General features: G+C 70.2%; 26 protein-coding genes and 1 pseudogene. 15 read left to right on the top strand and 12 right to left on the bottom strand.

Translation table 11 applies throughout. The features are described 5' to 3' along the window. Positions 1-39 precede the first annotated feature (39 nt). The 4 genes from ABZX61_RS20445 to ABZX61_RS20430 form a co-directional block, all read right to left on the bottom strand. Complete coding sequence (locus tag ABZX61_RS20445) at positions 40-897, bottom strand: haloalkane dehalogenase (RefSeq protein ID WP_355196588.1); 858 nt, start codon at positions 895-897, stop codon at positions 40-42. An 11-nt stretch (positions 898-908) separates the two neighbouring features. Beyond that, positions 909-1313 (bottom strand): TIGR03618 family F420-dependent PPOX class oxidoreductase, encoded by a 405-nt coding sequence (locus ABZX61_RS20440; RefSeq protein WP_355196586.1) that lies wholly within the window; start codon positions 1311-1313, stop codon positions 909-911. Then, complete coding sequence (locus ABZX61_RS20435) at positions 1313-1474, bottom strand: hypothetical protein (RefSeq protein WP_355196584.1); 162 nt, start codon at positions 1472-1474, stop codon at positions 1313-1315. The genes ABZX61_RS20440 and ABZX61_RS20435 overlap by 1 nt, the downstream gene beginning before the upstream one ends. A gap of 215 nt (positions 1475-1689) precedes the next feature. Next, a complete protein-coding gene (locus ABZX61_RS20430) occupies positions 1690-2589 on the bottom strand; it encodes a helix-turn-helix transcriptional regulator (protein WP_355196582.1) in 900 nt (299 codons plus the stop codon). Between the two features lie 103 nt (positions 2590-2692). On the opposite strand from ABZX61_RS20430, the gene ABZX61_RS20425 reads away from it, so the two are divergent. The 3 genes from ABZX61_RS20425 (at position 2693) to ABZX61_RS20415 (ending at position 5635) form a co-directional block, all read left to right on the top strand. Then, complete coding sequence (locus ABZX61_RS20425; protein WP_355196580.1) at positions 2693-3220, top strand: cyclophilin-like fold protein; 528 nt, start codon at positions 2693-2695, stop codon at positions 3218-3220. Positions 3221-3280: 60 nt separating this feature from the next. Then, the gene (locus ABZX61_RS20420; RefSeq protein ID WP_355196578.1) at positions 3281-4297 is read left to right on the top strand and encodes a zinc-dependent alcohol dehydrogenase family protein; all 1017 of its coding nucleotides are present in this window, start codon (positions 3281-3283) and stop codon (positions 4295-4297) included. Between the two features lie 75 nt (positions 4298-4372). Next, positions 4373-5635 carry a multidrug effflux MFS transporter gene (locus tag ABZX61_RS20415; protein ID WP_355196576.1) on the top strand — a complete coding sequence of 421 codons (1263 nt, stop codon included), beginning with the start codon at positions 4373-4375 and terminating at the stop codon, positions 5633-5635. 32 nt (positions 5636-5667) lie between these two features. Here ABZX61_RS20415 and ABZX61_RS20410 read toward each other — a convergent pair whose 3' ends face one another. Both ABZX61_RS20410 and ABZX61_RS20405 read right to left on the bottom strand, forming a co-directional pair. Continuing rightward, positions 5668-5859 carry a hypothetical protein gene (locus ABZX61_RS20410; RefSeq protein ID WP_355196574.1) on the bottom strand — a complete coding sequence of 64 codons (192 nt, stop codon included), beginning with the start codon at positions 5857-5859 and terminating at the stop codon, positions 5668-5670. 4 nt (positions 5860-5863) lie between these two features. After that, entirely contained in the window at positions 5864-6727 is an 864-nt protein-coding gene (locus ABZX61_RS20405; RefSeq protein ID WP_355196572.1) for a hypothetical protein, read from the bottom strand. A 218-nt stretch (positions 6728-6945) separates the two neighbouring features. Here ABZX61_RS20405 and ABZX61_RS20400 point away from each other — a divergent pair, with 218 nt between their 5' ends. The 3 genes from ABZX61_RS20400 to ABZX61_RS20390 all read left to right on the top strand — a co-directional run bounded on the left by ABZX61_RS20400 (position 6946) and on the right by ABZX61_RS20390 (position 9197). Further along, a complete protein-coding gene (locus ABZX61_RS20400) occupies positions 6946-7467 on the top strand; it encodes a MarR family winged helix-turn-helix transcriptional regulator (protein ID WP_355196570.1) in 522 nt (173 codons plus the stop codon). Between the two features lie 99 nt (positions 7468-7566). Beyond that, entirely contained in the window at positions 7567-8232 is a 666-nt protein-coding gene (locus ABZX61_RS20395; protein WP_355196568.1) for an SDR family NAD(P)-dependent oxidoreductase, read from the top strand. A gap of 23 nt (positions 8233-8255) precedes the next feature. Further along, on the top strand, positions 8256-9197 hold the full coding sequence (locus ABZX61_RS20390; RefSeq protein WP_355196566.1) for an SDR family NAD(P)-dependent oxidoreductase: 942 nt from the start codon (positions 8256-8258) through the stop codon (positions 9195-9197). Between the two features lie 46 nt (positions 9198-9243). Here the strand turns inward: ABZX61_RS20390 and ABZX61_RS20385 are convergent, their stop codons facing one another. Then, a complete protein-coding gene (locus ABZX61_RS20385) occupies positions 9244-10098 on the bottom strand; it encodes a helix-turn-helix transcriptional regulator (protein WP_355196564.1) in 855 nt (284 codons plus the stop codon). 348 nt (positions 10099-10446) lie between these two features. Then, a complete protein-coding gene (locus tag ABZX61_RS20380) occupies positions 10447-11055 on the bottom strand; it encodes an XRE family transcriptional regulator (protein WP_355196562.1) in 609 nt (202 codons plus the stop codon). Positions 11056-11117: 62 nt separating this feature from the next. Between ABZX61_RS20380 and ABZX61_RS20375 the strand changes: the two genes are divergently transcribed. From ABZX61_RS20375 to ABZX61_RS20365, 3 genes are all read left to right on the top strand, one after another. Next, complete coding sequence (locus ABZX61_RS20375) at positions 11118-11987, top strand: MBL fold metallo-hydrolase (RefSeq protein ID WP_355196560.1); 870 nt, start codon at positions 11118-11120, stop codon at positions 11985-11987. A 243-nt stretch (positions 11988-12230) separates the two neighbouring features. After that, positions 12231-13037 carry a GyrI-like domain-containing protein gene (locus ABZX61_RS20370; RefSeq protein WP_355196558.1) on the top strand — a complete coding sequence of 269 codons (807 nt, stop codon included), beginning with the start codon at positions 12231-12233 and terminating at the stop codon, positions 13035-13037. Continuing rightward, positions 13034-14044, top strand: a complete 1011-nt coding sequence (locus ABZX61_RS20365) for a BtrH N-terminal domain-containing protein (RefSeq protein ID WP_355196556.1) — start codon at positions 13034-13036, stop codon at positions 14042-14044. Before ABZX61_RS20370 ends, ABZX61_RS20365 begins: the two co-directional genes overlap by 4 nt. Here the strand turns inward: ABZX61_RS20365 and ABZX61_RS20360 are convergent. After that, complete coding sequence (locus ABZX61_RS20360; RefSeq protein WP_355196554.1) at positions 14036-15457, bottom strand: FAD-dependent oxidoreductase; 1422 nt, start codon at positions 15455-15457, stop codon at positions 14036-14038. The genes ABZX61_RS20365 and ABZX61_RS20360 overlap by 9 nt on opposite strands. A gap of 83 nt (positions 15458-15540) precedes the next feature. On the opposite strand from ABZX61_RS20360, the gene ABZX61_RS20355 reads away from it, so the two are divergent. Then, positions 15541-16164 (top strand): TetR family transcriptional regulator, encoded by a 624-nt coding sequence (locus ABZX61_RS20355; RefSeq protein ID WP_355196552.1) that lies wholly within the window; start codon positions 15541-15543, stop codon positions 16162-16164. Positions 16165-16195: 31 nt separating this feature from the next. Here ABZX61_RS20355 and ABZX61_RS20350 read toward each other — a convergent pair whose 3' ends face one another. Then, positions 16196-16804: a TetR/AcrR family transcriptional regulator gene (locus ABZX61_RS20350; protein ID WP_355196550.1), complete on the bottom strand. Its 609-nt coding sequence runs from the start codon at positions 16802-16804 to the stop codon at positions 16196-16198. A gap of 50 nt (positions 16805-16854) precedes the next feature. Between ABZX61_RS20350 and ABZX61_RS20345 the strand changes: the two genes are divergently transcribed. Beyond that, the gene (locus ABZX61_RS20345; RefSeq protein ID WP_355196548.1) at positions 16855-18150 is read left to right on the top strand and encodes a M14 family zinc carboxypeptidase; all 1296 of its coding nucleotides are present in this window, start codon (positions 16855-16857) and stop codon (positions 18148-18150) included. 14 nt (positions 18151-18164) lie between these two features. Then, a pseudogene (locus ABZX61_RS20340) lies at positions 18165-18452 on the top strand (maleylpyruvate isomerase family mycothiol-dependent enzyme); the annotation flags it as partial. 172 nt (positions 18453-18624) lie between these two features. On the opposite strand, the gene ABZX61_RS20335 reads toward ABZX61_RS20340, so the two are convergent. Together ABZX61_RS20335 and ABZX61_RS20330 are read right to left on the bottom strand one after the other, a co-directional pair. Further along, positions 18625-19392: a class I SAM-dependent methyltransferase gene (locus tag ABZX61_RS20335; RefSeq protein ID WP_355196546.1), complete on the bottom strand. Its 768-nt coding sequence runs from the start codon at positions 19390-19392 to the stop codon at positions 18625-18627. 123 nt (positions 19393-19515) lie between these two features. Then, a complete protein-coding gene (locus tag ABZX61_RS20330; protein WP_355196544.1) occupies positions 19516-19662 on the bottom strand; it encodes a hypothetical protein in 147 nt (48 codons plus the stop codon). Between the two features lie 143 nt (positions 19663-19805). Here ABZX61_RS20330 and ABZX61_RS20325 point away from each other — a divergent pair, with 143 nt between their 5' ends. The 3 genes from ABZX61_RS20325 to ABZX61_RS20315 all read left to right on the top strand — a co-directional run bounded on the left by ABZX61_RS20325 (position 19806) and on the right by ABZX61_RS20315 (position 21671). Continuing rightward, positions 19806-20630, top strand: a complete 825-nt coding sequence (locus tag ABZX61_RS20325) for a hypothetical protein (RefSeq protein WP_355196542.1) — start codon at positions 19806-19808, stop codon at positions 20628-20630. Between the two features lie 80 nt (positions 20631-20710). After that, entirely contained in the window at positions 20711-20926 is a 216-nt protein-coding gene (locus ABZX61_RS20320) for a hypothetical protein (RefSeq protein ID WP_355196540.1), read from the top strand. Next, positions 20919-21671, top strand: a complete 753-nt coding sequence (locus tag ABZX61_RS20315; RefSeq protein WP_355196538.1) for a class I SAM-dependent methyltransferase — start codon at positions 20919-20921, stop codon at positions 21669-21671. The genes ABZX61_RS20320 and ABZX61_RS20315 overlap by 8 nt, the downstream gene beginning before the upstream one ends. The last annotated feature ends 303 nt before the right edge of the window (positions 21672-21974 follow it).

Genomic DNA, 21974 nt, shown 5'->3' with positions numbered 1-21974 from the left:
GCGGAGGGCACCACCGCAACCGAACGCCGGCAGTTCGGGCTAGCCCGCCAGTTTGGCCAGCCAGCTCTCGATGTCCGCCGCGATGGCCAGGGGCTGGTCCTCCGGCGTGTGATGCCCGGCGACCTCCTCGTGCTCCACGATCTCCAACGCGGCCACGTTCTTCGCGCACCAGGCGATGGTCTCCGAGGTCCACATCGTGCCGATGCCGGGACGGAAGCCGATCATGAGCTTCGGCACCTCGACGCTGGTCGCCAGCCACCGGTCGAACGCCTCGATCCTGGCCACGACGTCGGCCGGCTCCCCGCCCAGCGGCAACGAGCGCGCCCAGCGCAGCTGCGGCAGGCGGCTCTCCCTGGTCGGGTACGGCTGCGTGTACGCGGCCATGTCCTCCTCGGTGAGCGGGGTGGTGACCGTGGTGGGCAGGCCCTGCCTGAGGAAGGCGTCATCGTCGAGGATCATGGACTCGCCCACGCCCTCGGTCTTGATCGCCCGGAACAGGTCGCGGCCGTCCTCGGGGAGCTCGTCCCAGCTCATCGGCTTGACGATGGCTTCGGTGAAGGCGATCCCGCGAACCCGGTCCGCGTGGCGGGAGGCCCAGTCGAAGGCCAGCGCGCCGCCCCAGTCGTGGCCGACCAGCACCACGTCGTCGAGGTCGAGCGCGTCGAACCAGGCCTCCAGGTAGCGGGCGTGGTCGGCGAAGGTGTACTCGATGGCGGGCTTGCCCGACTCGCCCATGCCGATCAGGTCGGGAGCCAGGAGACGGCCGTGCCCGATGGCGGGCATGACGTTGCGCCACAGGTAGGAGGAGGTCGGGTTGCCGTGCAGGAAGACGATCGGCGCGCCGGCGCCGAGCTCCCGGTAGTGCATGGTGGAGTCGAGCACGTTCTGAAAAGGCATGTCGGATCCGTTCAGGTGTTGAGTGTCATGATGCGGTCCACCGCGATCTCGATCACGACCCGGCCGGGCGGCGCGGGCGGCGGTGAACCGTAACGTCGGAGGTAGCGGCGGGCAGCCTCGGCCACCCGGCGCGGATCGTCGGACACCGTCGCGGTGCCCTCAAGGGTGACCCAGCGGAACCCGTCGACCTGGCAGAGCGCGGCGCGGCCGCCCCGTACCAGGTTGCGGGCCTTGCGCGAGGCGGCGACGGTCAGCACGCGGGCCATTTCCCGTTCGCCGTCCCAGGTGAAGCGCACCGCCACCACGTGCGGGGACCCGTCGGGCCGCAGGGTCGTCAGCGTGGCCACGCGGGGCTCGGCCAGGAAGGACCCCACCGAGCCGGTCGGGCTCGTGGTGAGGGCTCCACGCGGTCCCATCAGCGGGAGGCCGCGGCACGCTCGCGCGGGGCGAGCGGGTACGTACGCCCCGCGTGCCCGCCTTCCCGCAGCGCCGCGGCCGCGACCTCGGCGATGTCGTCCGGGCCGACGGTCGGCCGCGCGACGTCGCCGACCGGCGCGGCGGCCGTGACAACGATCATAATTCTGCCCCACCTTGTTAGTGAGTTGACTGACTCAATTACGAACCATAGTGGGTGCAGAGAGCGGATGGAACCTCCCAGCCCCAAGCAGTGGCCGAGGTGATGTTCGAGCGGGAGTTCACCACGGCCACGATGCAGTGCCTGCCGCCCGCGTTGCAGGAGTTGATCGCTGCATCCGACCCGGACCCGGACGGTCCTGATCGGGTGCTTGTGCGTCAGGTGCGCTCGATGCGCGGGTGGTCGGTGTCCTGGGGCCGGTCGGTGTGCTCGTGTGTGGCGGCCCAGGAGGCGAGCAGGCGGAGCGCGTCCTCGGACGGGGAGCCGGGTTCGGCTGCATAGATCGTCATGGACAGGTCGGGCTCGGCGCGCAGGTCCATGCTTTCGTAGGTGAGGGTGAGGTCGCCGACGATGTGGTGGCGGAAGTGTTTGACGCCGGTGCCGTGGGTGCGGACATTGTGGGCTCCCCAGCGATGACGGAAGTCGTCGCTGCGGGTGGAGAGTTCGCCGACCAGGTCGTGCAGGATCTTGTCGTGCGGGTCTTTGCCGGCGGCGGTGCGCAGGTTGGCCACGGTCATGTCGGCGGCCAGGTCCCAGTCGGGGTAGAAGCGGCGGGCCGCGCTGTCGAGGAAGGTGAAGCGGGCGAAGTTCGGCGGCCGGGTGGGATCGGCGTAGAGGTCGCTGTACATGGCCCGCCCCAGGTGGTTGGCGGCCAGCAGATCCGATCGGTTGTTGCCGATGATCGCCGGGGCGGTGGTGATGGCGTCGAGCATCCATTGCAGGCCGGGACGTGCCGTCGGCTGCTTGGGACGGCGCCGGCGCAGGATGGCGTTGCTGCCGTCGGCCTCGTGTGCGAGGCGGAGCAGGTGAGCGCGTTCGGCGTCGTCCAGCTGCAGGGCGCGGGCGATCGCGTCGAGGACGCCGGCCGAGACTCCGGCCAGGGAGCCGCGTTCGAGCTTGGCGTAGTACTCCACGCTCATCCCGGCCAGGGCGGCGACCTCGCTGCGCCGTAGCCCGGGGACGCGGCGCTGGCCGGCGACGGGCAGGCCCGCCTGCCCAGGGGTGATCTTGGCGCGTCGTGAGGTGAGGAACTCGCGCACATCGGACCGGTTGTCCATGACATGACGGTACGCCAGCCCCTGGGCAGGTTGGGAGGTACTGGTAGTACATCCATCAGGAGTGACTTCCTCGCTCCTGGGCTGCTCGGATGTGCTGGATGCCATGACCGATGCCGTGACCGTCGCCGCCTGGACCCGCGGCCTGGCCCGTGCTCTGCTGGCTGCCCCGCTGGCCGCCGTCCTGGCCGGGTGCGCGCTCCCGGCGAACCCGCATATCTCCGGGCCGCTGTCGGCCACGGCGGGCGTCACTTCGGGAATGGCTATGGTGCTGCGGTTCGGCGACCAGGCCGTCACCGCGACCCTGACCGACACGCCGCCGTCACGGCAGTTCGCCGCGATGCTGCCGTTGACCCTGCAGTTGACGGACGCGTGGGGACAGGCAAAGGCAGGGCGGCTGCCGCGCGCGCTCACGGCCCAGGGCGGTACTCCGGTTCACGATCCCACCCCGGGCGAGGTCTACTTCTGGCCCTCGAGCGGAGTGATCGCCGTCTACTACGACGATCTCGGCCAGGTGGTCCCTGATCCGGGCCTGGTCCGCCTCGGCGTCGTCAAGGCCGGCTTGGACAGGCTCGCCGCAGCGGGCAAGCAGGTCACGGTCCGGATTGAGCCGGCCGCCGCGACCGGCTCTTGACCTGTCCGTTCTGAACCGGCGGCCGTCTCCGTCACCGCCTATCGAGGAAGTGCTCTTCTCATGCATGTTGCTGTCATGACCGCTCCCGGACAGGTCCTGGTCGAGGACCGTCCCGAACCGCAGATCATCGAGCCGACCGATGCGATCGTCCGCTTGTCGGCGACTTGCATCTGCGGCTCGGACCTGTGGCCGTATCGGGGCGTGGAGAAACTCGACGGGCCGCGGCCGATGGGCCATGAGTACGCCGGCATCGTCGAGGAGGTCGGATCCGCGGTCACCGCGGTGCGGCCCGGCCAGTTCGTGGTGGGTTCGTTCGTCACCTCCGACAACACCTGCGAGAGCTGCCGGGCCGGCTACCACAGCTCCTGCATCCACCGTCAGGGCGTCAGCGGCGCCCAAGCCCAGTACATGCGGGTCCCTCTCGCCGACGGCACGCTGATCGCCACGCCCGACGTTCCCTCGGACGACCTGATCCCCGGCTTCCTGGCCGCCTCCGACGTGCTGGGCACCGGCTGGTTCGCCGCGGTGGCCGCCGCGGCCGGCCCGGGCAAGACCGTCGCGGTCGTCGGCGACGGCGCCGTCGGGCTGCTCGGCGTACTGGCGGCCAGGCAACTCGGCGCCGAACGCATCATCGCGATGAGCCGCCACGAGGCCCGCCAGAACCTCGCCCTCGCCTACGGCGCCACCGACATCGTCACCGAGCGCGGAGAGGAAGGCGTCACCCGGATCAAGGACCTTACGGACGGGCTCGGCGCCCACAGCGTCATCGAGGCCGTCGGCACCCAGGAGTCGATGATGCAGGCCATCGGCTCCACCCGGCCTGGCGGGCACGTCGGCTACGTCGGCGTCACCCACGATGTGCATCTGCCCGGTATGGGCCTGTTCTTCTCCCACGTGCACCTGCACGGCGGCCCCGCCCCGGTGCGCCGCTTCCTGCCCGAGCTGATGCGGCTCATCTGGGAGCGGCAGATCGACCCGGGCAGAGTGTTCGACCTCAGCCTCCCGCTCGACCAGGCCGCTGACGGCTACCGGGCGATGGACGAGCGCCGTGCCATCAAGGTGCTGCTGCACCCGTAAACCCGGCGACACCGCCCGCCCCCGCCGTTCACCGGCCGGGAGCGATCGACGCAGCGAGCACATGGAAGGAACAGCGTGACCGGCACGCCCACGAACCCCGGCAACCTCAGGGCAGGCAGGCGCGAACAGGCCGTCGAGCGCCCCCTCGCGATCGTGCTCGGCCTGCTCACGATCTTCGGTCCCATCTCCATGGACCTCTACCTGCCGGTCCTGCCCGCACTCACCGCCGAGCTGCGATCGGCCACCTCGACCGCGCAACTCACCATCACCGCCTGCCTGTTCGGGCTGGCCCTCGGACAGCTCATCGCCGGTCCCCTGTCCGACCGGTACGGCCGGCGCCGCCCTCTGCTGGCCGGTGTCGCCGCGTACGTGCTCACCTCGGCGTTGTGCGCCATCAGCCCCACCATCGAGACGCTCATCGCCGCCCGATTCGTCCAGGGCCTGGCCGGCGCCGTCGGCATCGTGATCGCCCAAGCCGCCGGCCGTGACCTCTACTCCGGTCGCACCCTGGTGCGGTACTACGGCCGGCTGACCGTGCTGGCCGGGCTGGCGGCCATCATCGGCCCGGTCATCGGCGGGCAGCTCGCCTCCATCACCGACTGGCGCGGGCTGTTCCTGTTCCTCGCCGCGGTCGGCGTCGCCATCCTTCTGGCCTCGATCGTCGTCCTGCGCGAGACGCTGCCGCGTGAGCAGCGCGTCACGGGAGGGCTGACGCCTATGGCCCACGACTTCCGGCGGCTGCTCGCCGACCGGGTGTTCCTCGGCGCGGTGCTGGTCAGCGGCTTCACCAACGCCGCGATCTTCGCCTACCTCGGTGGTGCCACCTACGTCCTGCAGGGCATCTACCGGCTCTCGCCGCAGCAGTACTCCTTCGCGTTCGGCCTGAACTCCCTCGGCTTCATGGTGTTCGGCTACCTCGGCGGCCGGCTGGCCGAACGCTGGTCGGAGCGGAAAACCCTGGCGATCGGACTGGGCATGTGCTCGGCCGGCGCGGCCGGGCTGCTGGCCGCCGCCGTGCTGCACCTGCCTCTGATCGCCGTCGTCCTGTCGCTGTTGGCGATGGTCAGCGGCGTCGCCGTCACCTCCGCACCCGCGGCCTCGCTCGCTTTGTCCGGCTACCCCGACATCGCCGGCACCGCCTCCTCCCTGCTGGGCGTCGCCCGCTTCGCGTTCGGCGGCCTGTCCGCGCCTCTGGTCGGCCTCGGCGGCGCCGCCACCGCCGTCCCGCTCGGCCTCGTCACCCTCGTGTCCGCCGGCCTCGCGGTGACCGCCTGTACCCTCCCGACGTGGCGCGGCGGGATGGCGCCTTTTCGGGGACGGCCGCCTCCACCGGGGTGACGCAACAGGGCGTGGCGGCGCGGGCCGGGGTTTCACTGCCGGTTGAGCGCCCGTAGCCCTTCCGCGATCGTGTCGGCGATCGGCGTCGTCGGGCGGCCGATCAGCCGGGACAGCTCGCCGGTGGTGCCGGCCAGTTGTCCCCGTGCGATGAATCGGGCCAGGAGGTCCCGCGCCGCCTGCAGGCCGATCCCGCTGTTGCCGCCGCTGACGATGATGGACGCCACGGCCTCAGGTCGCCGGGCGCAGGACGTAGTCGTAGGTGAGGGTGCGGTACGGCACGCTGAGGCCGCGGGCCTGATAGTCGGCCGGATCGTCGTGGAGTTCGGTCCTCTTGACCGCGGACTGGGGGATGGGCCCCTCGATGGTGCCGCTGAGGAGTGGGTCGCCGTCGAAGTAGATCTGGGTGGTCAGCGGATGGACACCATCGGCTGAGACGATGGCGTGAATGTGCAGGGGACGCATGCCTGGCAGTGCCAGCGCCTTGGTCAGGGCGGCCAGCGGGCTGCCGTCCTTGTCGATGCCGAGTGTTTCGGCGCCGGGCATGATGCTGCGGAACTCGTAGTGGCCGTCGCTGTCGGCGATGATCCTCGCCCGGAGGTTGTACTTGGGGATGCCTGTCGAGTCGTTGGGGATGTCGAGACCCCCGAAGTCCTCGGTGGTGAGTCCGGAGTAGACGCAGTTCGCGTCGATCTGCCAGATGTCCAGGATCGCGCCTGGCAGCGGCTCACCCGAGGTGGACCGCACCGTTCCCGAGACGATCAGCGGGTCGCCCGGCTCGTCGGGGCGCATCGGCAGCACGGCGGGGCTTTCCAGCAGCGGGGCGCCGGGGAGGTAGGCCGGGCCCTCCATCTCCCAATAGCCGGCGCCGTCCTTCTCCGGATGGGCGTAGGTGGCGCCCTCGGTGGCCTTCAGCACGCTCTTGACGAACAAGATGCCCGCCGGCTGCAGCTCACCGGCGGCGGCGACCTGCTGGATCCACCCGATCGCGGCGAACAGTTCCTCGATGGTGACCTGATGTTTGCCGATGACGTCGTCGATGGCGTGGCGGAGGTCGCCGAAGACGACCTGGAGTCTGGTGCCTGACGTGCTCATCGCACTTCCTTTCGTAAACCTGGATGCGGACGGGGGTGTCTACGCGGGGAGCGCGGCTGGGTCGGCTTCATGTCGCCCACCAGGAGGAACGCGGCCCGGAGAATCGCGTTCATAGCCCGTCCTAACTACAACCTTGGAGTGAAGCTAGCATGAGATTACTCCAAGCTAAAAGTGATCGAGAGTTGTGAGCACTCCAAGCTTGGAGCTAAGCTGGCGGCATGGACGACACGGGGGAGACGCGCTGGCTCGATGCCGGGGAGCAGCAGAACTGGTACGCGCTCGCGTACGCGCTGATCCGCCTACCGGCCGCGCTGGACGCGCAGATGCAGCGTGACGCGGGCATCAGCCACTTCGAGTACCTCGTGCTGTCCGGGCTGTCGATGATGCCCGAGCGCACCCAGCGGATGAGCGAGCTGGCCGTCCACACCGCCAGCACCCTGTCCCGGTTGTCCAACGTCGTCATCAGGCTGGAGAAACGCGGCTGGGTGTCGCGCAGGCCGGATCCGGCCGACGGCCGCTACACCCTGGCCACCCTCACCGAGGACGGCTGGGCCAAGGTCACCGAAGCCGCACCCGCGCACGTCGCCGAAGTCCGCCGGCTCGTCTTCGACCCGCTGACCAAGGCCCAGCAGCAGCAGATGGGCCGTATCGCCCAGCGCGTCCTCAAAGCCATCGACCCCGACACGCCCAGCATCGAGGACTGCTTCCCCGACGCCGCACCCCCGCTCAACGGCGAGTAACACACCCGCCAGATCCCGCCTGCGGACGCCCGCCGCCCTCAGGCGTAGTTCGCCGCGCCCGCACGCGGCGTTTTCGTACGCACAACAAGGAGTAGACGCATGCCCACCATCGCCATCGTCGGAGCCGGACCCGGCATGGGCCTGTCGATCGCCAAGGTCTTCGGCCGTCACGGGTTCCAGGTCGCCCTGATCGCCCGCGGCAAGGACAACCTCGACGCCCTCGTGGCACAGCTGGCCGCGGACGGCATCACCGCAGCCGGCTTCCCCGCCGACGTCTCCGACCTGCCGGCGCTGACCACCGCGCTGGCCCAGGCCACCGACCACTTCGGCGGCATCGACGTCCTGGAGTACTCCCCGCACGGCGGCCTGACCATGGTCAACCCGCCGGAGGTGACCGTGGACAACCTCCAGCCCGCGATCCAGCACCTTCTCTACGGCGCGGTCACCGCCACCCAGGCGGTGCTGCCCGCCATGCTGGCCGCCGGCTCCGGCACCCTCCTGTACACCACCGGCGGCGGCGCCATCAACCCGTACCCGATGCTCGCCACCATGAACACGGCGCAGGCCGCCCTGCGCAACTGGGTCCTCAACCTGCACAACACCCTCGCCGACCAGGGCATCCACGCCGCGACCGTGGCCATCAACCTCCTGCCCAGTGTCGCCGCCCCCGAAGGCGTCCCGCACGCCGACCCGGACGAGATCGCCCAGATCTACTGGGACCTCCACACCCGCCGCGACCGGCCCGAACACCTCGTCACCGCCTGACGGCCACCGAAGGGGCCACGACAGTGACCACCCGCATCACCACACCGTTCACCGCCACCTCCACCGCCGCCGAAGTGGCCGCCGGCATCGACCTGTCCGGCCGCCGGGCCATCGTCACCGGCGCATCGTCCGGCATCGGCGCCGAGACCGCCCGCACGCTGGCCGGCGCCGGCGCCGAGGTGACCCTGGCAGTCCGCAACCCTGCCGCAGGCGAGCCCGTAGCGCAGGACATCATCGCCGGCACCGGCAACAGGCAGATTCACATCGCCGTGCTGGACCTCGCCGACCAGACCTCGGTGGCGACGTTCGCCGCCGCCTGGCAGGGTCCGCTGCACATCCTGGTCAACAACGCCGGGATCATGGGGGTCCCGCTGACTCACACCCCGGACGCCTGGGAGCTGCACTTCGCCACCAACCACCTGGGCCACTTCGCGCTGACCACCGCCCTGCGCCCGGCGCTCGCCGCAGCCGGGGACGCCCGGGTCGTCTCGGTCAGCTCCTCACAGCACCGGCTCTCCCCGGTCGTCTTCGACGACCTCCACTTCCAGCGGCGACCGTACGATGCGCACGCCGCCTACGGGCAGTCGAAAACGGCCAACGCGCTGTTCGCGGTCGAGGCCGCCCAGCGGTGGGCCGGCGACGGCATCGTCGTCAACGCCGTCATGCCCGGCGTGGTCCGCACCAACCTGATGCGCCATGTCAACCGTGACCTGCTGGCGCAGTTCGAGGCGAGCGGCGCCCCCGCGCTGCCGTGGAAGACAACGGAACAAGGAGCCGCAACCTCGGTTCTCCTCGCAACCTCTCCACTGCTCGCGGGGATCGGCGGCCGCTACTTCGAAGATTGCAACGAGGCCGAGCCACTGCGCCCGGACAACCTCCATGGAGGCGTCGCCGCCTACGCACAAGACCCCGACCAGGCCGCACGCCTCTGGCAGGTCTCCACCGACCTGCTCGCCGGCGCGTGAACGCCCGACTCGACCCAGACGTCCCGTCAGGATGAAACGGCGGCCCTCATCGATGACTGCGGTGGGCGGTCTCCGGGCCGACGACGCGGAGGAGCTCGAGAGCCTCGATGCTCTTGGATCCGGGCGGCGGCGTGAAGAGGCGCAGGCGCTGGTCCGCGGCCTGCGTCTGCAGCATCTCGTAGTCGAATTCGACGGGCCCGATGGACGGATGCATGACGCGCAGCCGGCTTTCGCGGCGCACGGCGACCTCGTGCCGCTGCCAGCGGGCGGCGAACTCCTCGCTCGCCGCCTCGAGGCGGTCGATCAGGGAACTGGAGGAGTGATCGTAGCCGCGGCGCGTCGCGGCGGCACGCAGGTCCGCGACGTGCAGGCGGCTCAGGCGGTCGTGTTCCTCGGTGGGGTACGGCTCGCGCACGAACGGGTCGGTGAACCAGCGCCACACGATGTTCCGGTCCGGTTCTTCGATCGTGCACACGCATCCGAACAGGGCCTCGGCCAGGGGGTTCTGCGCGAGCAGATCGCCGAGGTCGGTGAGGAGCTGGGCGGGCGTGTCGCCCAGCCGGTCGAGCAGGTAGAGCAGGCCGGGACGGACGTGATCTCCGGCGCGCGCCCCTTCGGGCGGCCGGTGGCCCGCCAGCAGGTAAAGGTGATCTCTTTCGTCCTCGGTCAACCGCAATGCCCGGGCGAGCGCGCTCAGTAGCTGGGCCGACGGCTGGGAGCTGCGTGCCTGCTCGAGCCGCATCACGTAGTCGGCCGACACCCCGGCCAGCTGGGCCACCTCTTCGCGGCGCAGTCCGGACGTGCGGCGCCGCGGTCCGGCGGCCAGGCCGACCTCCTGCGGCTGGAGCCGCTCGCGGGAACGACGAAGGAAGTCCGCCAGCTTGGCCCGGTCCATCTTCATGCCATCCATCCTCGGTGCCTCGGCCCACTGCTTCTGCCGTGCGCGCCAGGAGAGCCGATCCTAGGGAAATTCGCTCTTCTCCTCATCGCCGCACGCTCCTGGACGACGGGAGCGAGCTCAAAGTCGAACTGCTCGCCGCCGTGTTTCTCCGATCTGGGGAGGGGCCCGCGGCCGTACTCGGCCTGGCTGGTGGCGCCGGAAGCGGGCCAGAGCGGATCGTCGGCCGCCATCGGCGCCCTCGCAGGCGATGGCCGCGAGCGGAGCTGCTCGCAAGTCGGCTCTCCCGAAGAATGCCGTGAGGTCGGCGACGCCCAGCCGGCTTTGTCCAGGCCCGCAAGCTGCGGCCGATCAGGTTCTGCGCGAGATGACCATGATGTATTCGCAGGGAGCGTTCGTTCGGTTGGCGAAGCCGTGGTCCGCGTCGGCCTGGAAGAACAGGGAGTCGCCTGTGTTCAGGGTCTCGCTGATCCCGCCGATCGCGACGGTGAGGGTGCCTTCGAGCACCACGAGTTGTTTCTCCGTACCCGGCGGATACGCGGGCAGCAGCCCGGTAGAGACCTGCGCGGGGAGGTAGTGGACGATTATCTCGCCCCCTCCCGCGCCCGGGGCCGCTGACACCATGTGCCGCTCGAAGCCGGTTTCCGGGTCACGGAAAACGGGGCGATCGTTCTTGCGCATGACAATGGCCACACCGGACGCGTCAGCAGCCGGCGCACCGATCAGCTCCGAGAGCGACGCGTCGAGCGCGTGGGCGATCCTGGACGCGACGCCGATCGTCGGGCTCTTCTCACCGCGTTCGACCTTGGACAGCATCGCCCGGCTGACCGACGACTGTGTGGACAGTTGCTCCAGCGTCAGGCCCGCCTCCTCACGGCGTCGCCGCACGTTACCGCCGAACGCGCCGGCCAGGTCGTCTCCGTGCTGCGGTTCGGCCGCGTTTCCGTCTTGCTCGACCACCGTGCTCCTCGATCGATGGGTACTTCGCTGTCCACAGTGTAGGGTAATCTCCTAAAGAAGATTTGTTCTTCTATCGGAGACAAGCGATGTGCGCCCAACACGACGGAGGTTCCATGCGTTTGATCTCGAGTGGCCGGCACCACGCCACGTTCGAATTCGGCGATCTGCAGGTGATCTCGTTGCGAGACGGGTACATCGACATGCCGCCGACACGGCTCCGCGACGAGGAGGGGCGCACGCTCGATGAGCTGCCGGCCGCCGTCCCGCTGGCCGGCGACAACTTGCGGCTGTCGGTCAACGCCTTCTTCGTCACCGACGGCACGCGGTCGGTTCTCATCGACACCGGCGCGTCCAACGCCTGGCACGACCCCACCATGGGATTGATCTACGACGCGCTCGACGAAGCGGGAATCGACCGCGCGCAGGTCACCGATGTGGCCATCACCCACAAGCACGAAGACCACGTGAGCGGCCTGATCGCGCCGGACGGTTCAGAGGCGTTCACCAAACTCGAGCGCGTGTGGATCGGCGCGGGCGACACCTCGGTGTTCACGGGGCGGCTCGAGCCGGTCCGCGACCGGGTCGTACCCGTGTCGGAGAAGGTCGCGATCAACGACTGGATCACCGCGATCCCGACACCGGGCCACACACCCGGTCACACCGTCTACGACGTCAGGAGCGGCACCGGCCACCTTCTCGCCTGGGGCGACACCGTTCACGTTCCCACGCTCCAATTCGATCAGCCGAACGTGTCCTGGGAGCTCGACGGCAACCAGCCCCAGGCCCGCGCCGCGCGAGCGGCTCTCCTCGAACAACTGACCCAACCACACCACTTCGTAGCCGGCGCCCACCTCGACTCACCCGGCATCGCCCGCGTAACCCCTTCCGGCGCCGGTTATGCGCTGGAATACCTCGCACCGCCGATCGGCTGATCGAGCCTGTCGGCTCCGGGCCGCGCTCGCGATGGCGGCCAAGGAGGGCAAGCTCGGCTGGTCGCCCACGAACTCGACCGCCTGGACGGCCGCCTCTACACCAGCCGCATGCGCGGCGGCCTCCAGCCCGGTCGAGGAATACCGCGGCATCGGCCAGCCGTCTACCCGCCGTGCGGCCGCCGTCGCGGGCCCAACGGGTACGGCGTTGGACTCTCCCATTGTGGGAGAGTCCACCATGGTGACGTGCAAGGCGAACTTCTCACCATCGGGCGCTTCGCCCGCCTCTGTCGGCTCAGCGTCAAGCAGCTACGGCACTACGACGAGACGGGGCTGTTGGCCCCGGTTCACGTGGACGCCGGCTCCGGCTACCGCTATTACGCGCCTGAGCAGGCACGCGATGCCCTGACCATCGCCCTGCTGCGCGAAATGGACCTTCCCCTGGCCGTGATCGCCCAGGCCCTGGCCGCCGAGCCCGAGTCCAGGACGCAGATCCTGCGCGCTGAGCGGGATCGGCTGGCCGAACGGATCAGCAGGGACCAGGCGCGGCTGAAGATGCTGGAGCGGCTGGCGGAGGGTGGCCTGCCCGGCTATGAGGTGACGATGGGCAGGGAGCCGGAGCGACGGCTGGCGGTGGCGCGCGCGGTCTGCGCCCCTGCGGAGATCGGGGAGACGTTCGAGGAGTGCGTGAGCCGGCTGCTGCCCGTGCTCGGCAAGGCGGGGATCGCGTGGGAGCCGCCGCTGTGGGCGCTGTACCCGCTGGATCTGGAAGAGCGGCTGGAGATCGCCGTCGGAGCGCAGACGCCGCAGGGGGAAGAGGCGCCCGGCCTGGAGTTCGTGGTGCTGCCCGGCGGACCCGTGGCCGAGACCGTGCACATCGGGCCCTACGCCCAGCTGCCCTTGGCCTACAACGCGCTCTTCGCCGCCATCCACGAGCGCGGGCTGCGTCCGAAAGCGCCCGTACGTGAGGCCTATCTCGTCGGGCCGGCAGAGGCGCCGCAAGAAGAACTGATGACCCGGCTGATCATCCCCATCCAGGAGAGCAAGGCATGACGAAGGTGAAAGACGTCGACACCCGCGGTACACAGCACTGCGAGACGACGGCTCTGGGGGTGCTGCTGCGGCACCAGGGACTCGATCTGTCCGAGCCCATGCTCTTCGGTCTCGGCTCCGGCCTGTCCTTCATCTACTGGGACAGCAAGAACATGGGCTTCCCCTTCCTCGGGGGCCGGGTCAAGCCTTTCGACCTCACCAGGAACCTGGCCGCCAGGCTCGGACTGGAGCTCGTGGTCCAGGAGACCAGCTCCCCCCGTAAGGGATGGGAGAACGTGGCGGCGCCCATCGACGCCGGCCGCCCCGTCGGGCTGCAGCTCGACAGCTACCACCTGGAGTACTTCGGGTCGAAGGTGCACTTCGGCGGTCATGTCGTCGCCATGTACGGCTACGACGACCACGACGCCTACCTGGTGGACACCGACCAGCAAGGCGGAGCGGTATCCACCAGCCTGACCACACTCGCCCAGGCCAGGGCCGCGCGCGGCCCGATGACCGCCAAGCACCGGTCCTTCACCCTCGCAGCCCCGAGGAACCTGCCCTCCCCGCAGGCCCAGATCATTCCCGCCATCACGGCCTGCGCCGACGCCTTCCTCAACCCGCCCATCGCCAACGTGGGGCACCGCGGCATCGACAAGGCCGGCAAGCTGGTACGCGCCTGGCTCCAGCGGACCCACGACCCGCGGCGGGACCTGCCGCAGGCCGCCCTCCTGATGGAGAAGGCCGGCACCGGCGGCGCCCTGTTCCGCAATCTCTACCGCGACTTCCTCGCCGAATGCGTCCACCTGCTCGACAGCAGCCACCTGCGTACCGGCCACGAGCTGTACGCCGAGGCAGCCACGCTGTGGACGGAAGCCGCGGCGCTGATCGCCAAGGCCGGCGAATCAGGCGAGGCGCAGTACCTCGTCCAGGCGGGCACCGTCCTGAGCGATCTTTCCCGCATAGAGCGCGAGGCCATGCGGGCGCTGAGCCGCCTGGGGAGTGAGACCCATGCGGCCCTACGTTAGGAGGGACCAGCACGGGTTCCCGACGAGGGCGTCCAGGTCGGGGTCCGTGTCCGCCGCCCAGGCCGCGTAGCCGTCGGGGCGGACCAGAATCGCGCCGGGCAGGCCGTCCACCGGCCGGCCGCGCGTGGCACCGAGGTCGGGCGGGAGGATGCCGGCCAGGTCGAGCAGGACGGGCCGGCCGGCCAGGAACAGCGACGGATCCAGGCCGGCGACCCGGTGACCGACCAGCGGGTGGTCGCCGGGCAGGTCGTAGGAGTGCGACAGCCCCGACATCAGGCCCGCCAGGTGTCTGTTGGCCTCGGGCAGGCGCATCAGGTTGGTGAAGACCTTGCGCAGCTCGATGACGTCCGCGCCGGGCCGGGGAGTGGCGAAGACTCGCTGCGCCTGGGTGATGTGCAGGACCCAGGCCCCGGCCGGGTGCCGCTCGGCGTGGTAGGTGTCCAAGAGATCCGTCGAGGCCCGGCCCCGCAGTACGGCGGCCAGCTTCCAGCCCAGGTTGAAGGCATCCTGAACGCCCAGGTTCAGGCCCTGCCCGCCGAAGGGCGGGTGGATGTGCGCGGCGTCGCCGGCGAAGAACACGTTGCCCACCCGGTAACTGTCGATCTGCCGGGTGGCGTCGCTGAACCGTGAGGCGTTGTCCACGGCGGCCAGCACGGTCTGCTCGCCGTACACGACGCGCAGCAGTTCGGCGATCTCCTCGAACGTGACCGGCTTGTCCTTGGCCGGCTCCTCCTCGCCCGCCGCCCCGCCGGTGAACCGGTAGCGGCCGCCGCCCAGCGGCACCAGCATCACCCAGTGGTCGTCGACCTCGCGCGTGAGCGTGCTGATGTGCCCGATCGTCTTCGGCACGAGGTCGGACACCGACGACAGCCGCACGTCGGCCAGCATCGCCGTGTACGTTCCCGGCCGGCCGGGGAACGGCACGCCGAGCAGCTTCCTGACCGTACTGTGCCCGCCGTCGCAGGCCACCAGGTAGCGGGCCTCGATCCGCCGGTCGCCGGCCGTCACGACCACGCCGTCGTCCGACTGCTCGACCGCCGTCACCGCGCTCTCGCGCAGCACCTTGACCCCCAGCGTCGTGGCGCGCTCCTCCAGCACCGCCTCGATCTCCCCCTGCGGGATCGAGAGCGGGTACGGGTGCGCGGTGTCCCACGCCGTGCAGTCGAGCGGCACGGGCAGCATCGCGAAGTGCCCGCCCGTCGGCTCGCGTGAAAGCGCCCTGGCCTGCATCGGCTCCAGCAGGCCGCGCAGCTCGAGCAGCTCCTGTGTGCGCGGCTGGATCGCGCCGCCCTTGGTCTGCTCGATCCGGTACGGCAGGCGCTCCACCACCAGGACGTCCACGCCGGCCAGAGCCAGCTCGCAGGCCAGGGCCAGCCCGGTGGGTCCGGCGCCCGCCACGATCACTTCGGTCATCGTTCCTCCCGAAATCTCGACCGAGTGCAAATATATACCCGGCGCGATAAACGTACGAGTGCAGATTTTGATACCGTGGAGACATGACAGGGCTGCGCGAACGCAAACGGGCACGGACCCATGCCGCCATCTCGGAAGCCGCCATCTCGCTCTTCCTTGAGCGCGGGTTCGACCAGGTGTCGGTGGCGGAGGTGGCGGAGGCCGCCGAAGTGTCGAAGCGGACCCTGTTCGCCTACTTCCCCGCCAAGGAGGAGCTCGTCGTCCACCGCTTCGCCGACCACGAGACCGAGGCGGCCCGTGTGGTGCGCGCCCGCCCGCCGGGGGTCGGGCCGCTGGCCGCGCTCCGCGACCATTTCCTGGACGGCCTGCGCGACCGCGACCCGATCACCGGCCTCAACGACGTCCCGGAGATCCTCGCGCTCATCCGCATGATCTCGGATACTCCGGCGCTGCGGGCGAGGGCGACCCGCTTTCAGGAGGGTTCGGAACGGGCGCTCGCGGAGGCGCTCCAGGACGTTGACGGCGTCCCCGCCCTGACCGCGCGCGTGGCGGCCACCCAGGTGGTGGGCGTGCACTGGCTGTTGTCGATGGACAACTCCGGGGCGCTGGCCGGCGGCCAGTCCGCCGACGAGCGCTATCCGCAGGCGGTCGCCGACGCCGAGCACGCCTTCGCGTTGCTGTCCGAGGGCCTGGCCGGGCACGTATAGCGGGCCGACCGCCGCGTGTGCTGTGGGCGGGTCAGGGCGGTCCGAGCACGTCAGGCGCGACCAGGGCGTGAGCGGCGGCGGCGAAGTACTGCTCGGGTGCCGCGTGCGTCAGGCCCAGGATGACGCCCTGACTGAGGCCGACCATGAGCGCGCGCAGCGCCGTGGCCAGGCGTTGCGCCTGCCGCGGCGTCAGCGCGTTCCCGTCGTGGATCCTTCCGGACAGCAGCGCCGTCAGCCGCTCCTCGTGCGCCCGTACGGAGGCGGCGAGCCTGGGCTGGAGCTCGGGGTCGCGCAGGGCCAGGTCCTGCAGACTGATCTCGAACGACAGCTGGCGCAGCGCGTCGGGGTCGTCGCACAGGCTCCGGTAGTGGCGGGCGAAGACCTCCACCGCGTCGATGAGCCCCATGCCGGCGGGGACGGCCTGCTCGATGCCGTCGTAGTGCGGCGCGAGGCAGTCGGTGACCAGGGCGACGAGCAGTCCGTTCTTGCTGCCGAACAACGAGTAGACGGCGCCGGTGGTCAGCCCCGCCTGCTCGGCGATCTCCTCCAGCTTGGCCCGGTGGCCGTCGCGGGCGACGACCAGCCGCGCGGCCTCCAGCAGGGCCCGCCGGTTGTGCTCCTTGGCTTCGGCCCTTGTCATTCTCATAATCCTATTATTACCGTAATCTCGTTATGAATGTTGCTGAGTACATGAGACACGTCCCCGGCTGCGCCGCGTACCCGACCGTCGACGCGCTCCAGACCGAGCTGGACAAGCTGACCGCCGCCCACCCCGACCAGGTACGGTCGCGCCGCATCGGCGCCTCGCGGCTGGGCGACCCGCTGCACGCCGTGACGGTCGGCGACGGCCCGGCGGACGCGGTGGTCATCGCCGGACCGCATCCCAACGAGCCGGTCGGCGCCCTGACCGCCCTCGCGCTGGTCGAGCTGCTCTGCCGAGACCAGCGGCTGCGGGCGGAGCTGGGCTTTCGCTGGCACGTCGTCGCATGCGCGGATCCGGACGGAGCCAGGCTGAACGAGGGCTGGTACGGCAGGCCCGGCGACCGCCGCGCCTACGCGGAGCACTTCTACCGCCCCGGTCTGGCCGACCAGGTCGAGTGGACCTTCCCGCTGGCCGGTGCGGACTACTCCTTCGACCGTCCGCTGCCGGAGACGGCCGCGCTGATGCGCCTCATGGACGAGGTACGCCCGTCGCTGGTCTGCTCGCTGCACAACGGCGAGTACCAGGGCGCGTTCTTCTACCTCAACCGCCGCGATGCGACGCTGGCCGAACGGCTGGCCGCCCTGCCCGGCCTGGAAGGCATCGGATTGCACCACGGAGAGCCGGAGCTGCCCGGCGCCGAACCGATCGTGCCCGCCGTCTACCTGACCCCGCCCGGCTCGCAGGTGGGACAGGATTTCGGCGCGGGCGGCAGCAGCGCCGACTACGCTGCCGCTTTCGGCGCACTCCACCTGGTCACGGAGGTGCCGACCTGGGCCGACGAACGCGTGGCCGACCAGAGCCCCAGCGGCCGCCCGTACCGGGAGATCCTGGTCGGGGGAGCGGTGGCCCGGCGCGAGGTGATCGACACGATGCGGGCGGGCATGCGGGCCGTCGCCGGTGACCTGAGCCTGCGCTCGCCGTTCCGCCGCTCGACCGAGAGCACGCTGGCGACCTTCCGCAAACTCGGCGAACTCGAAGAGACCGTGCCCGATCAGGACCGTACGGCCACGGTCGCCGAGGAGTTCGGCAACCGTCAGGCGCTGCACCTGATGCGGCTGCGCCTGCTCGGGACATTCCTGCGCGCGCTCGACGCGGAGATCGCCGCGGGCAACCTGACGCCGGCCATCCGCGAGCAGCGCCGCCTGCTCGCCGAGCGCTTCGAGACGTGGTACGGCCAGGCCGAGGCCGACCCTCCCGGCCCGCCGATCGAGCTGCGCAAACTGGTCGCCGTCCAGCTGGGCGCCCTCCTGACCGCCGCCGCGCACACGGCACCGAACCGTTGAGGAAGAGCACCACCATGGAGATCAAGACCGCGATCGCCTCCGAACGCCGGGAACTGGCGCAGCTGCTGCAGGACCTGCCGCCCGCCAGGTGGAACGAGCCGACTTTGTGCGCCGGATGGCGCGTGCGCGAGGTCACCGCCCATATGTCGCTGGGATTCCGCCACCCGCTGCCCAGGATGGTGCTGGAGCGGGTCAAGGCGTACGGCGACGTCAACCGGATGGCCGACCGGCGGGCCCGTGAGGACGCGGCCCGCCTGTCCACGGCCGAACTGGCCGGCGCCATCCGGGACAACGCCCACCACCCCTGGAAGCCGCCGGTCGGCGGCATCACGGCGGCTCTGGGCCACGACCTGGAATGGTCCTTCGGCACCGACGCCGCGCAGGACCTTTTCCTGGTCGCATACGGCCGTAAGCTGCCACCCGGACATCTCCACGGGCAGGCGAGCGACCGGTACGTCGCCGCTGCGGGAGCATTCAGCAGCGTAGGCGGGCGATGTAGCCCGGGCCTGCAGGGTCGCGCTCCAGGGCCTCCAGGGTCCACGCCGACTCGGCGACGGCGGCCGCGAGTTCGTCCGGCGTCGCGAGCCAGTAATCGAACCAGGGCGTCGTCGTCGCGCCGTCCCGCACCCGGACACGCAACTGCCCGCGGGCCCGTCCGCGGCGGAGGTTCCAGGCGTGGTAGTCGGCATGGGCGGCGCCGCCGTCGCCGGGGTCCATGCCCGACCCGATTAGCTGTGCGCCGGGGCGGGCCACCGCGGCAAGCGCTGCCAGGACCTCGAGCGCCTGCGCCGGGCCGCCCAGCAGGCCAAGGTTGTTGCCAAAGAGGGCGATAGTGTCGAACTCTCCGAGGCCCTCGGGCAGAGACGGCACCAAACCGATGACCGCCTCAACCCCCCGCTCGCGCGAGACGCGCACCGCCTCGGGCGACGGCTCCAACCCCACCACCTCGTGGCCGAGGGCCAACCACGGGACGGCGTGCCGCCCGCCACCGCACCCCACGTCCAAGATCCGGCCAGCGGCCTGCTCCCAGCCCCAGCGCTCCAGGTCCGACCAATGCTCAGGCTCGGCGAAGTACCGCGACGCGTCGTTGGCGGCGATCAAGCCGTCGTCGCGCTCGATCAGCTCCACCGCCGACCAGGGCGCGGCGCCGGCGTCCCAGCAGCGGGCCAGAATGCGGCCGAAGGCGTCGTCGATGCGGGGCTGCCGCGGGTACGGGTTCAAAGCCGCCGGGTCTGTGTCCATGAGCGCAAGGATGTCACCCGACCGCCAGGGCGCACATGTGAACAACCGGCGGACACCTGCGCCGCCTAGAGGTGCCGTTAACCAACGTGATACAGGCCGCCAAATAGGGCCTGAGCTGCGGAATCAGCTTCCTGCTTCCAGTTCGGCCCGCGCCGTCGGCTGTTCGACGGCAGGGCGGCCCGTCGCGAGTTCGGGAACGTACTTGTAGATCGTGGAGCGACTGACGCCGAGCAAGCGGGCGGCGGCCAGTCCCTCGTGCGTGCCTTCCACGATGAGTTCGCCCCCCGACGCTGCCCGGCAGAATCGGCCGGAAATTATCGACCGGAGTTGTCGGATCCGGGCCGCGTCGTTCGTAGCCAGGATGAAAGGCCGCCCACCAGGGGCGCTGCCACGACCAAGGGAGATGCCGACCGATGCCGCACCCACAGGCCAAGATCCACCGCATGTTCGAACTCGTCGAGCCGATCGCCACCGTCACCTTCTCCGAGGTGGCCAACGAGGCGTTCCTGGCCGTCGGCATGCGCAACTACTGGGACGGATACTTCGCCGGCCGGGCCGCGCCGCTGGGGATGGCACCGGCCGAGGTGGTGCACGCGGTCTTCTACAACTTCGCCGACGGCGAGGTGGCGCGCCACATCCCCTGGGTGTGGGGGAAGATCAGCCCGCAGGAGGCGATCGCCGTGCGCGAGCGGGGCAGCGCCGCCGCCCTGCGGGAAATGATCGGCGAGCTCGCCGACTCACCCGCTCTGGTGCGGGCCGCCGACCTCGCCACCCGAGCAGCGCTCAGCGCGCCGACCGAGGGCCGAGTGCTGTATGCCGGGCTACGGGCGCTCGACGTGCCCGAGGAGCCGGTGGCCAGGCTCTGGCACGCGGCGACGCTGCTGCGCGAGCACCGCGGGGACGGCCACAACGCCGCCCTTGTCGCCCACGGCATCGGCGGCATCGAGTCCCACGTCCTCATGGCGCTTTCCCTCGGGATGCGGGCGGAGGAGTTCGGCCGGATCCACCACCTGCCCAAGGCACGGCTGACCGCCGTCCTCGACGGGCTGCGCGGCCGCGGCCTCGTGGACACCGCCGGCAGGTTCACCCACGCCGGCCGGGAGACCAGGCAGCGGATCGAGGAGCTCACCGATGAGCTGGCAGCCCCGGCGTACGACGTGCTCACCGCGGACGAGCTCGACGAACTGGCCGCGGGGCTCGAGCCGATCGCCGCCGCGGTACAGGCCGTCGACGACTGAACGGGCGCATCAGGCGACGGCCACGACCCCAGCCCGACCTTCGAGGTGAGCAGGCCGTCGCGCGGGATCACCCGCCTGGCGTGACCGAAGGCGCCGCCACGGTCGAGACCGATGAGCCCGCCGAAGCGGTAGCGACCACAGCCGGCACCGGTTTGGCGGGTCATCACCGCGGCGAAGCGGAGGTTGGCGCGGATGACGGTAAAGGTGTTGTCGCGGCTGTGGCGCACACGCTTGAATCAGCGGGTGACCACGGCCAACTGCGGATGAATCGGAAGGAGGAGGCGCTTGATGAGTGAAGCGTTCTACTCGCACGCGAGGCTGTACGACCTCATGTTCCCGGGCGGCGGGCCCGCGGTCGACTTCTACCGGGCCGACGCCAATCGGCAAGGCGGGCGCGTATTGGAACTCGGGTGTGGCACCGGGCACAAGCTGATCCCCATCGCGTCCGACGGGCATCCGTGCGTCGGCTTGGACTTCTCGTCAGACATGCTGGCTGAGGCTCAGCGTAAGGCGAACGAGCGCGGTGTGACGGTGGAATGGGTGCAGGGCGACATGCGGGCCTTCGATCTGGGCCGCACATTCGACTTCGTGTTCATCACAGCCAATTCCCTACTGCATCTGCATGATGCTGAGGATCTGGTGAGCTGCTTCCGGTCGGTTCGACGACACCTGGCGCCTGGAGCACGGTTCGTCTTCGATGTGTTCAACCCGAGCGTGCGCCTGCTTGCCGAAGCCGATGGCGTGCGGCGCACCCGGGAGTCGTTGTCGTTCATGGATCCTGAGCGTGGCAACGTCAGCGTCGATGTCGCTGAGATCTACGATGCGCCCGCGCAAGTCACACGCGGGACGTGGCACCTCTCGACTGACTCCGAGCCCGACTTCGTCGTCGCACCGCTCGAAATCAGGAGCATCTTCCCGCAGGAGCTGCCGCTGCTCGTCTCGCTCGGTGGCCTTCGGCTCGTCGAGCGCTTCGGCGACTGGTCCTGCCGGCCATTTGCCGTGGATACGCCGCTTCAACTCTGCATCTGCGAGTCCGCGTGACTGACGACATCGGCGTACGTCCCAACGCCGGGTCCACCACCAGCAGCGCGTCCGGCTCCTCGCGCTGAGAGGCGGCGTCGACCAGGTGCGCGACCCGCTCCCACGTCTGCACCCGCGCCTGATCACGCGCCGTGGCGACCCGGACCAGGATGTGCACCACCCCCCCAGATAGGCGGTGATCTCCCGCAGGTGATCCGTGCGGGTCTGAGGGTTCTCCTGGTCGCCGCGCCGTACATGAGTTGACGCGTTGGTTGCGGGTTGAACGTGGAGGGTGCGGACCGGCCGCCCGTGATGGGATACCAC

The organism is Nonomuraea sp. NPDC003709, assembly GCF_040610775.1.
Taxonomy (GTDB): domain Bacteria; phylum Actinomycetota; class Actinomycetes; order Streptosporangiales; family Streptosporangiaceae; genus Nonomuraea; species Nonomuraea angiospora_A.
This window is presented reverse-complemented; position numbering and strand designations above follow the sequence as displayed.

Excerpts from the sequence above, each read along its gene's own strand:
- ABZX61_RS20435 (WP_355196584.1), bottom strand. The coding sequence starts at position 1,474 with ATGATCGTTGTCACGGCCGCCGCGCCGGTCGGCGACGTCGCGCGGCCG.
- ABZX61_RS20430 (WP_355196582.1), bottom strand. The coding sequence starts at position 2,589 with ATGGACAACCGGTCCGATGTGCGCGAGTTCCTCACCTCACGACGCGCC.
- ABZX61_RS20335 (WP_355196546.1), bottom strand. The coding sequence starts at position 19,392 with ATGGACACAGACCCGGCGGCTTTGAACCCGTACCCGCGGCAGCCCCGC.
- ABZX61_RS20385 (WP_355196564.1), bottom strand. The coding sequence starts at position 10,098 with ATGAAGATGGACCGGGCCAAGCTGGCGGACTTCCTTCGTCGTTCCCGC.
- ABZX61_RS20365 (WP_355196556.1), top strand. The coding sequence starts at position 13,034 with ATGACGAAGGTGAAAGACGTCGACACCCGCGGTACACAGCACTGCGAG.
- ABZX61_RS20315 (WP_355196538.1), top strand. The coding sequence starts at position 20,919 with ATGAGTGAAGCGTTCTACTCGCACGCGAGGCTGTACGACCTCATGTTC.
- ABZX61_RS20395 (WP_355196568.1), top strand. The coding sequence starts at position 7,567 with ATGCCCACCATCGCCATCGTCGGAGCCGGACCCGGCATGGGCCTGTCG.
- ABZX61_RS20445 (WP_355196588.1), bottom strand. The coding sequence starts at position 897 with ATGCCTTTTCAGAACGTGCTCGACTCCACCATGCACTACCGGGAGCTC.
- ABZX61_RS20345 (WP_355196548.1), top strand. The coding sequence starts at position 16,855 with ATGAGACACGTCCCCGGCTGCGCCGCGTACCCGACCGTCGACGCGCTC.
- ABZX61_RS20350 (WP_355196550.1), bottom strand. The coding sequence starts at position 16,804 with ATGACAAGGGCCGAAGCCAAGGAGCACAACCGGCGGGCCCTGCTGGAG.
- ABZX61_RS20325 (WP_355196542.1), top strand. The coding sequence starts at position 19,806 with ATGCCGCACCCACAGGCCAAGATCCACCGCATGTTCGAACTCGTCGAG.
- ABZX61_RS20400 (WP_355196570.1), top strand. The coding sequence starts at position 6,946 with ATGGACGACACGGGGGAGACGCGCTGGCTCGATGCCGGGGAGCAGCAG.
- ABZX61_RS20440 (WP_355196586.1), bottom strand. The coding sequence starts at position 1,313 with ATGGGACCGCGTGGAGCCCTCACCACGAGCCCGACCGGCTCGGTGGGG.
- ABZX61_RS20360 (WP_355196554.1), bottom strand. The coding sequence starts at position 15,457 with ATGACCGAAGTGATCGTGGCGGGCGCCGGACCCACCGGGCTGGCCCTG.
- ABZX61_RS20420 (WP_355196578.1), top strand. The coding sequence starts at position 3,281 with ATGCATGTTGCTGTCATGACCGCTCCCGGACAGGTCCTGGTCGAGGAC.
- ABZX61_RS20355 (WP_355196552.1), top strand. The coding sequence starts at position 15,541 with ATGACAGGGCTGCGCGAACGCAAACGGGCACGGACCCATGCCGCCATC.
- ABZX61_RS20425 (WP_355196580.1), top strand. The coding sequence starts at position 2,693 with ATGACCGATGCCGTGACCGTCGCCGCCTGGACCCGCGGCCTGGCCCGT.
- ABZX61_RS20405 (WP_355196572.1), bottom strand. The coding sequence starts at position 6,727 with ATGAGCACGTCAGGCACCAGACTCCAGGTCGTCTTCGGCGACCTCCGC.